The organism is Streptomyces sp. NPDC003379 (genome assembly GCF_053589195.1).
In genome coordinates this window covers 1-9,142 of sequence record NZ_JBSFRK010000100.1, presented here as the reverse complement: position 1 = coordinate 9,142, position 9,142 = coordinate 1, and the positions used below count along the sequence as shown (strand labels likewise).

The following is a 9,142-nucleotide window of genomic DNA, read 5'->3' as shown; positions in this document are numbered from 1 at the left end:
CGGCGCCATCAGCGGGAAGTCGCTCGCGGTGGTGAACCGGTGCTGCAGCGCACGTGCCTCATTCACCTGGCCCGCCTGGTCGCCCGCCGCTTCCGCCGCGCCAACCGCCGCCGCGTGGAGCGCTACGAACGCTACGAGCGTTACGTCGAGGCACGCCGCTCCAACGACCACGGCCCCTCGCCGATTCTTCGTGGTCCGATCATCCTCCGTCCGTAACCCAAGTGCCGCGACGCTCGTTGTGCGGGATGCAGGCTCCCTGTGGTCGCCACCTGACCGTTCCCCCGACTCCTGATGAGTGGAGGGAAACCCATACGCTCACTCGATCGTGTGGAAGCGTTCAGGACAGGCAGCCCTCAGGACCCCCTGGGGAGTCGACCGTCATGACGAGAGGAGGTGCCGCCAGTGATCGCGAACGTATCGGCCCACCGGCGGGCGAACGCCTTCGCCCAGGCCCTGGAGGAGCATTCCGCCCAGGACCCGGCGGCCGAGCAGTCCGAGGACTCCGCGTCCACGTCCGCGGCCGCAACCGCGCCCGCGACCGCGTCCGTGGAGTCCCCCGAAACCACCGCGGCACGCGCCGAACCGACCGAGCGGGGCCGCATGCGGGCCCTGGTCCAAGGTCTCGACGCGCTGCCCAAACCCGCCCTCGACCCCGAGGTCAAGGTCGTCCAGCGCGCCCAGCTCGTGGCCGCGATGGAGGCCATGCTCCTGGAGGGCCGCGGCAGTGCCCCGGTGCCCGAACAGCGCTCCCGCAAGGGCGCCCACAGAGCGGGTCCGCTGCGCAAGCTGCGGCCACGCTCGCGCCTGTCCAAGGGCATCGCGGCGGGTGGCCTCACCGTCGGCGTCGCGGCAGGCGCCTTCGGCGGAGTCGCCGCCGCCAGCTCGGACGCCCTCCCGGGCGACTCGCTGTACGGCCTCAAGCGCGGCATGGAGGACTTCAAGCTGGGCATGGCCGACGGCGACGCCGACCGCGGCCGGATCTACCTCGACCAGGCCTCCACCCGGCTGAGCGAAGCCCGCAGACTCATGGAGCGCGACCGCTCCGGTCCCCTCGACCACGAGTCGGTCGGCGAGGTCAGACGCGCGCTCTCCGGCATGCGGCACGACGCCACGGAAGGCCACCGCCTGCTCCTGGAGGCGTACGAGCGCGACGGCTCGCTCGGCCCCATCCAGGCGCTGTCCGCGTTCTCCCGGTCGCACCGCGAGGCATGGAGCGACCTCCAGGGCCGCCTGCCGGTCCAGCTGGGCGACATGGGCCAGCAGGTGGACTCCGTCTTCGACGCCATAGACGAAGAGGTCGAGCCGCTGCGCTCCCTGCTGCCCCGCGCCCCCGAGAGGGGCGGCACGACCGGCCGGACCCCGCAGAGCCCCCCCGGCTCCTACGGCACGGACGGGCGTCCCTCCGCCCCCTCGGGCAGCGACAGCGGCAGCGGACGCGGCGGAGACACGCGCGGCGACCGCGAGCCCGGACCCTCCACGCCGCACAGCCCGGGCGGGGACGTCCTCGGCGACAGCGTTGGCGATCTCCTCGACCCACCGGACGAGAAGACGCCACCGCCCCCGTCGGAGGGCAGGAACAAGCCCGGCAAGGACCGCCCCTCGGCCAAGCCGGACGTCACCCTGCCACCGCTCCTGCCCGGCCTGCTCCCGGAGCTCGGCATCGACGAGGAGGGCGTGAAGTAGTCGAAGTAGTCCTCGTCGGTACGCCTGGTGCGGCGGCGGTCAGAAGAACACGGACCGCCGCTGCACCAGCAGCTTGTACAGCGAATGCTGGATCTGCTCACGCACCTGATCCGTCAGGTTGAACATCAGCATCGGATCCTCCGCCGCCTCCGGCGGATAGCCGTCCGTCGGGATCGGCTCACCGAACTGGATCGTCCACTTCGTCGGCAACGGCACCGCGCCCAACGGCCCGAGCCAGGGGAACGTGGGCGTGATCGGGAAGTACGGGATGCCGAGGACCCGCGCCAGCGTCTTGGCGTTGCCGATCATCGGGTAGATCTCCTCCGCCCCGACGATCGAGCACGGCACGATCGGAGAGCCCGTCCGCAGCGCCGTCGAGACGAAGCCGCCGCGGCCGAACCGCTGCAGCTTGTAGCGCTCGCTGAACGGCTTCCCGATGCCCTTGAAGCCCTCCGGCATCACCCCGACCAGCTCGCCCCGCTCAAGGAGCCGCTCCGCGTCCTCCGCGCACGCCAGGGTGTGCCCGGCCTTGCGGGCCAGTTCGTTGATGACCGGCAGCATGAAGACGAGGTCGGCGGCCAGCAGCCGCACATGCCGGCCCCGCGGGTGGTTGTCGTGCACCGCGACCTGCATCATCAGGCCGTCCAGCGGCAGCGTCCCCGAGTGGTTGGCGACGATCAGCGCCCCGCCGTCCGCGGGGATGTTCTCGACGCCCTTCACCTCCACCCGGAAGTACTTCTCGTAGAAGGGGCGGAGCAGCGACATCAGGACCTGGTCGGTGAGCTCCTCGTCGTAACCGAAGTCGTCGACCTCGTACTCCCCGGTGAGCCGGCGCCGCAGGAACGCCAGGCCGCCCGCGATGCGCCGGTCCCAGCCGCTGTCCCGCGGCCGCGGCGCCCTCTCGCGGGGCTCCGCACGCTCCACCCGCGACCCCTCGCCCGGCCTGCCGACCGGCTGTCCGCCTTGCTGACCGTCCTGCGAGGTGTCCTGCGGGCCGTGCTGCTGGCCCGGCAGCGCCTTGACCTCGCTCACGGCCACGGGATCACCCGTGCGCCGGGGCGCGGACCTGCGGCGCGGCGCGCGCTGCGCACCTCCGCGCGACCGGTCGTCGTCGAACGGAATGACCTTGGCGTCCGCCATCGTTGACGCTCTCCTCAGTTGGCGCTTCGGTTGCCACCCGCGATGGGCAGCGCGGCGATCCGGTCCACTGCCCCCGCGAGGGCACTGGGCGGCAGCAGTCCAGGACCCCGGCTGCGTACGAAGTCCGCGAAGGTCTCCGCGGTCGTGTACTTCGGCCTGAAGCCCAGTGTCTCCCGCATCTGCCGGGTGGCCACGATCCTGCCGTGCGTGAGCAGGCGGATCTGCTCCGGCGAGAAATCGGTCATGCCGAGCGTGCGCAGCGCCGAACCGACCCAGGTGACGGCCGGCAGGAGCACCGGCACGGTGGGCCTGCCCAGCCGCCGTGAGCACTGGGAGAGCAGCAGCTGGCCGTCGCCCGCGATGTTGAACGTGCCGCTGTTGAGCGTCCCGCGCGGCGGGTCGTGCGCGCTCAGGCGCAGCACCTCGACCGCGTCGTCCTCGTGGACGAACTGCAGGCGCGGGTCGTAGCCGAACACGGTCGGCAGGACCGGCAGCGAGAAGTACTCGGCGAGCGGGGACTCCGCCGCGGGCCCCAGGATGTTCGCGAAGCGCAGCACGCACACCGCCACGTCCGGTCGGCGCCGCGCGAAGCCGCGCACATAGCCCTCGACCTCGACGGTGTCCTTGGCGAAGCCACCGCTGGGCAGCGATTTGGGCGGCGTGGTCTCGGTGAAGACCGCGGGGTCCCTGGGCGCGGAGCCGTACACGCTCGTACTGGACTTCACCACGAGCCGCTTCACGGTCGACGACTTCTGGCAGGCACCGAGCAGCTGCATGGTGCCGATGACGTTGGTCTCCTTGACCGAGCCGCGGCTGCCCCGGCCGAGCGCGGTCGCCGTGACGTCCATGTGGACGACCGTGTCCACGCCGTACTCGGCGAGCACCTTGGCGATCGCGGGCTGCCGGATGTCGGCCTGCACGAAGTCGGCGCCGCCCAGATGGTGCTCGGGCGGGATCGCGTCGACGGCGATCACCCGGTCGACCTCGGGATCGCGCTGGACACGCCGGACGAACCGTCCGCCCAGCTGCCGGGCCACTCCGGTCACGAGCACGACCTTGCCCAAGATCAGCGCCTGCCTTTCCCCAACCCTCGCCGCACACCGTCATCGACTGTGTCCTGGCCCACGCTAGCGGGTCGGTGTTGCGCTGTGATGACCGCGCGCTGCGGGAAGTGACGACGGACACAGGCGTACGTATGGACCAAGCGCCCGGTGCTCAAGTACCGCTCCGGTTCCGACGTACCGCGCCGGCTCCCAAGTACCGCGCGTGGGGGCCCCAAACATGCCGAAGCCCCTCCACCGGATGGTGGAGGGGCTTCGGAACACGCGTGCAGCGATCGCCTACTTCTTGTTGCGACGCTGAACGCGAGTGCGCTTCAGCAGCTTGCGGTGCTTCTTCTTGGCCATCCGCTTACGCCGCTTCTTGATAACAGAGCCCACGACTACCCTCGCTCACTTCTCTTCACTCGGTGCGGGGCAGCAGACTGGGCCCACACGACCTACGTCGGCCTAGCCTACCCGTCCCCGCGTGAGGGACGTAATCGAGGGGCAACGGACCCTGGCGCGGGCCCTGCGACAAGGGGCCCGAAGGCCCCCGCGCTCAGCCTGCCTCGACCCCCACATAGGACTCGCGGAGGTACTCGTGAACCGCCTGCTCCGGGACCCGGAAGGACCTTCCGACCCGAATGGCGGGCAGATGACCACTGTGCACCAAGCGGTACACGGTCATCTTGGACACTCGCATCACCGAGGCGACTTCCGCCACGGTCAGGAACTGAACCTCGTTCAGCGGCCTCTGGTTCTCAGCCATGACACCCCACCTGAACCTTCCGCACATGACGGGCACCGGCTTCCCCTTCCGGTGACTCTTCGTCGCTGCGCGCTCACTCCCCAGACTAGGGGCGGATGATGCGAGTGGGGAAGAGGAGCAGCCATCGGCCGCCTACTGTGACAGACACGCTCGATTGAGTACATAGCGAGTAAGCGGTCGGTAGTAATCAGACCGCACAGCGTCATCAAGCGGAACGACGACGGACACCTGCCCCTCGGCCTCTCCGACGAACAGCGCGGGATCATCCGTATCCGCCAGACCGATCGCCTCAAACCCCAGCTGACCTGCTCCGCAGACCCATCCGTGGTCTCCGATGACCAGCTCGGGAAGCGGTCCGCCGGCCTGTGCCGCGGCATCCAGAACGGCCCGAACCGGGAGCGGTGAGTGGGTGTGTGCGCCGGTCTCACTCCCGGTGGGACGCGCGCCGGGTTCGCGCACCAGCGCGACGCCTTGTACGTAGTCAAGGTTGTACGTGCGTAGGCCGAACCGGGTCGTTATGTCGACACTGTTGCCCTGCGCGGGGGTGAGGACGGTGCATCCGGCCGCCGACAGAGCGTCCGCCAAGGCGGCGTAGAACCCCAGCAATCGTTGCGGATGGCCGGTCCCGAAGAGTACGGGAAGACGCCTCCGCGCCGCCTCCGAGAGCCGCTCCGCGAACGCGTCGAGCGCCCTCAACGTACGCTCCGGATCGATGACGTCGGCCCCCGAGGTGTGCCGCGGATCGGCGGACACCCCGCACTTGTCGGCCATCAGCCGCAGAAGGTCCGCGGCCCCCCAGCGCCACTCGGGATCCAACCCGAGCAGTATCCGGGGATCGCGGGCGGCGAAGAGCCGGTAACTCCGCAGACTCTCTTCCCGAGAGGTGGCCACGGGCCCGGCCAGCCGAGCCGCCAACAGATGCGCACGCAGGGCGCCGGTGGTCAACACGGTCCGATGCTGGCGCATCGGCGGCCACGGGACCTCAAAACCCCGGAAAACCCCCACACTTGGGCTAACAGGGGCACAATGCGGCCGCCTATTCAGCCCCTCCGGCTGCCCGGCTGTCCGGCTGTCCGGCTGTCCGGCTGTCCGGCTGTCCGGCAAGATCCCCTACGCCAACAGCCCCCGCAGGGGGAACGCGGCCCGCCGTGCCGCAAGCACAGCCTGGTCGAGCCGATCAGCGGGGTCGTACCCCGACTCCCACCCCTTCCAGCCCACGGGCCACCGCCCATCCGTCATCCGCCCCGGCGCCAACTGCCGCGTACGGGCGAACACCTCCTGCCGCCAAGCCTCCGGAACCACCGCCGTGGGCTCGACCGGCCGCCCCGCGGCGACAGCGACGAGATGCGTCCAGGACCGCGGCACCACGTCCACCACGGCATATCCCCCGCCCCCCAGAGCGACCCACCGCCCGTCGGCGTACTCATGGGCCAGCTCATGGCAGGCGGCCTGCACCGCCCGCTGGGCGTCCAGCGAGACGGCGAGGTGCGCGAGGGGGTCCTCGAAGTGCGTATCGGCCCCGTGCTGCGTCACGACCACCTGCGGCCGGAACTCCGCGAGCAGCTCGGGCACCACGGAGTGGAACGCCCGCACCCACCCGGCGTCCCCGGTCCCCGCCGGCAGCGCCACATTCACGGCAGACCCCTCGGCCACCCCCGCCGCGCCCGTCTCCTCAGGCCACCCGGTCTGCGGAAAGAGCGTCCGGGGATGCTCGTGCAGCGAGATCGTCAGGACCCGCGGGTCCTCCCAGAACGCGGCCTGCACCCCGTCCCCGTGATGCACGTCGACATCCACATACGCGACCCGCTCGGCACCCAGTTCGAGGAGCCGCGCGATCGCCAGCGCCGCGTCGTTGTAGACGCAGAAGCCCGAGGCGCCCCCGGGCATGGCATGGTGCAGCCCGCCCGCGAAGTTCACCGCGTGCAGCGCCTCGCCGCGCCACACCGCCTCGGCGGCCCCTACGGACTGCCCGGCGATCAGCGCCGACACCTCGTGCATCCCAGCGAACGCCGGAACGTCCTCCGTACCGAGGCCGTACTCCCCGCGCGCGGACGCGGGGTCCACGGAGGCCGCCTTGACCGCCGCCACATAGTCCTCGCGGTGCACGAGGCGCAGCGTCGAGTCACCGGCACGCTTGGCCGCGACCACGTCCAGCTCCTGGTCGAGCCCGAAGGCACCGACCAGACTTCGGGTCAGTCCGAGCCTGACCGGGTCCATGGGGTGACCCGGGCCGAAGTCATAACCCGTTACTGCCTCGTCCCACATCAGCTGTGCGCGGCCGCTCATGCCCGTCACCGTATCGGTCCGCTCCGGGGGCGAAGGAACGGGCGTACAGCAAGGTCACAAGCACCAACACCATGGGAACGAGCATCGCCCCCCGGTAGTTCCACGCGTCCCCCAGCCCGCCCACCAACGGCGAACCGATCAAAAACCCCACATAGTTGAAGATGTTCAGTCGCGCGACGGCCGCATCCGAAGCCCCCGGACCATGACTTTCAAAGGCGCGCCTGCCCGCCGCCGCGAAGGTCTGCGGAACGATTACGGACAGCCCCAGCCCCAGCACCGTGAACCCCGCGATCCCGACCCACGCCCCGGGCGCCACCGCCACGACCGCGAACCCCAGCGCCGCGACCACGGACCCGCCCCGCACCACCGCCACTGCCCCGAACCTCCGCACGCCCAGATCCCCGAGCCCGCGCCCCACGAGCGTCATGACCATGTAGGCGTTGTACGGAACGGTCGAGACCTCCTCCGAACCGCCCAGCACGTCCTGCGCGTACTTGGCGCTCCAGTTGGAGACGGTCGAGTCCCCGATGTAGGCGACAGTCATCACCAGGCAGAGCGGAAGCAGCAGCTTGAAGGCGACGCCCCCACCCTTCCCGGCAGCCTCGCGAGCCCCGTCCCCGGATCCGTCCCCGGCTCCTTCCCCGTCCGCCCTCGCATCGACGTACCACCGGCTCCCGATCAGAGCCCCTGGCAACAGCACAACAACGACCGGCAGATAGGACACGAACAGCGACAGATCCCAGTGCGCCCCCGCCCAGGCGAGCGACGCCCCCACGATCCCGCCCAGGCTGTACGCGGCATGGAAACCGAGCATGATGCTGCGCCCGTACACCCGTTGAAGGCTGACCCCCAGCATGTTCATGGACGCGTCGAGCGCCCCCACCGAGAGCCCGAACACCCCGAGTGCCACGGCCGCCTGCCACATCGCGTCACCGGCCCCGACGCCGAGCAGCGACAGCAGCACAACCGGCTGCGACCACCTCAACACCCCACTGGGCGGCACCCGCTTGACCAACCGCTCGGTGCCCACGCTCCCGATGCCGGCCAGGATCGGCACCGCCGCGAGGAAGACCGGCAGCAGCCCGTCGGATATCCCGTACCGGTCCTGGATCGCCGGAATCCGCGTCACCAGCAGGGCAAAGGTCACTCCCTGGACCAGGAAGGCGAACGCCAGCGAGGCCCTGCCGTGCCGCAGCACATCAGTCATGGCTGGAGAGCGTAAGGCCCCGCACTACCCGGGGGTAGATGGATCACTCACCTGATTTCAACGCCCCTGACGCCCCTGCCATCCCTGATGCCCCTGACGCCTCTGGAGGCGCGCACCGACCATCTTCTCCATGGGCCCGACGACCAGGGCACCCGTGACCATGACGGTCGCCGTGATGGTCACCGCCGCGATCACACCACCCACCCACACCATGGTGTCCACAGGCAGTGTGTAAGCCCCGACGACCCGCAGCGCCGCCTCACCGAAGAGCGCCACACCCCACATCAACGAGAACATCCGCTCCAGCCGCGCAAACCGCGCCCGCTCCGCACTCAGCCCCTCCCAGGCCGGGATCCGCGCCGCGTTCCCCTTGGTCACCCAGGGCTGGAGCGCGGCGGTCATCAGCGGCCGGCCCACCCACACCGACACCAGAACGGCGATCCCCACGGTCGCGGTGATCCCGCTGTCCTTGGCCAGCATGAGTCGCGGATCACCGGCGACGAGAGCGAGCAGCAGCCCGACGACGTTGGCAGCCAGGATCAGCGCCGCGAGCCCATTCACCCGCTGCTCCTTGACGAGCCCCCACGCCGTACGCCCGGCCGGCAGCACACTGCTCCACGCCAGCGCCGCCAGGGCGGGCGCCGAGGCACCGGTGGCGGAAACAGGGACGGGGGCGAGCGCTGGGACGGGAGCGGGGGCGGGGGCCTCGGTGGCGGCGAGCTGGCTCATGATCGGGTTCCTCCGTCGTAGCTGTGTACGTCCCGTTCCTTCGTGACCCCCACAGCTTCGCCACCGACCCCCGCGGCCCGACAGAAACGATCGTCCGGACCTGGCCGTGACAAATGTCAGCCTCACCACCAGGCCGCGGCCATGCCAGCAGCCGAGTCAGCTCCCGCAGAGCACTGCGCCCGGAATTCCCCCGGAACGCAGAAAACCCCCGCACCGAAGGGTGCGGGGGTTTTCTCTACAATTAGTTCGGCGGCGTCCTACTCTCCCACAGGGTCCCCCCTGCAGTAC

At 70.4% G+C, this 9,142-nt stretch carries 10 protein-coding genes; 2 read left to right on the top strand and 8 right to left on the bottom strand.

Annotation, left to right across the window (positions count from 1 at the left end; all coding sequences use genetic code 11):
- Both ACWDVB_RS39745 and ACWDVB_RS39740 read left to right on the top strand, forming a co-directional pair.
- A partial coding sequence (locus ACWDVB_RS39745; RefSeq protein WP_451612051.1) for a hypothetical protein occupies positions 1-216 on the top strand: 216 nt, incomplete at its 5' end.
- A gap of 186 nt (positions 217-402) precedes the next feature.
- Complete coding sequence (locus ACWDVB_RS39740) at positions 403-1,683, top strand: DUF5667 domain-containing protein (protein ID WP_451519926.1); 1,281 nt, start codon at positions 403-405, stop codon at positions 1,681-1,683.
- A 39-nt stretch (positions 1,684-1,722) separates the two neighbouring features.
- Here ACWDVB_RS39740 and ACWDVB_RS39735 read toward each other — a convergent pair whose 3' ends face one another.
- The 8 genes from ACWDVB_RS39735 to ACWDVB_RS39700 all read right to left on the bottom strand — a co-directional run bounded on the left by ACWDVB_RS39735 (position 1,723) and on the right by ACWDVB_RS39700 (position 8,854).
- Positions 1,723-2,823 (bottom strand): lysophospholipid acyltransferase family protein, encoded by a 1,101-nt coding sequence (locus tag ACWDVB_RS39735; RefSeq protein WP_451519927.1) that lies wholly within the window; start codon positions 2,821-2,823, stop codon positions 1,723-1,725.
- Between the two features lie 14 nt (positions 2,824-2,837).
- A complete protein-coding gene (locus tag ACWDVB_RS39730; protein WP_451519928.1) occupies positions 2,838-3,887 on the bottom strand; it encodes an NAD-dependent epimerase/dehydratase family protein in 1,050 nt (349 codons plus the stop codon).
- A 276-nt stretch (positions 3,888-4,163) separates the two neighbouring features.
- Positions 4,164-4,262: a 30S ribosomal protein bS22 gene (locus ACWDVB_RS39725; RefSeq protein WP_003948845.1), complete on the bottom strand. Its 99-nt coding sequence runs from the start codon at positions 4,260-4,262 to the stop codon at positions 4,164-4,166.
- Positions 4,263-4,422: 160 nt separating this feature from the next.
- Entirely contained in the window at positions 4,423-4,632 is a 210-nt protein-coding gene (locus tag ACWDVB_RS39720) for a helix-turn-helix domain-containing protein (protein WP_062770509.1), read from the bottom strand.
- A gap of 132 nt (positions 4,633-4,764) precedes the next feature.
- Positions 4,765-5,580 carry a phosphatase gene (locus tag ACWDVB_RS39715; protein ID WP_451519929.1) on the bottom strand — a complete coding sequence of 272 codons (816 nt, stop codon included), beginning with the start codon at positions 5,578-5,580 and terminating at the stop codon, positions 4,765-4,767.
- Between the two features lie 162 nt (positions 5,581-5,742).
- Positions 5,743-6,918, bottom strand: a complete 1,176-nt coding sequence (locus ACWDVB_RS39710; protein WP_451519930.1) for an acetoin utilization protein AcuC — start codon at positions 6,916-6,918, stop codon at positions 5,743-5,745.
- Positions 6,869-8,125, bottom strand: a complete 1,257-nt coding sequence (locus ACWDVB_RS39705; RefSeq protein WP_451519931.1) for an MFS transporter — start codon at positions 8,123-8,125, stop codon at positions 6,869-6,871. The genes ACWDVB_RS39710 and ACWDVB_RS39705 overlap by 50 nt, the downstream gene beginning before the upstream one ends.
- Positions 8,126-8,182: 57 nt before the next feature.
- Positions 8,183-8,854 carry a VC0807 family protein gene (locus ACWDVB_RS39700; RefSeq protein ID WP_451519932.1) on the bottom strand — a complete coding sequence of 224 codons (672 nt, stop codon included), beginning with the start codon at positions 8,852-8,854 and terminating at the stop codon, positions 8,183-8,185.
- Positions 8,855-9,142: the final 288 nt, after the last annotated feature.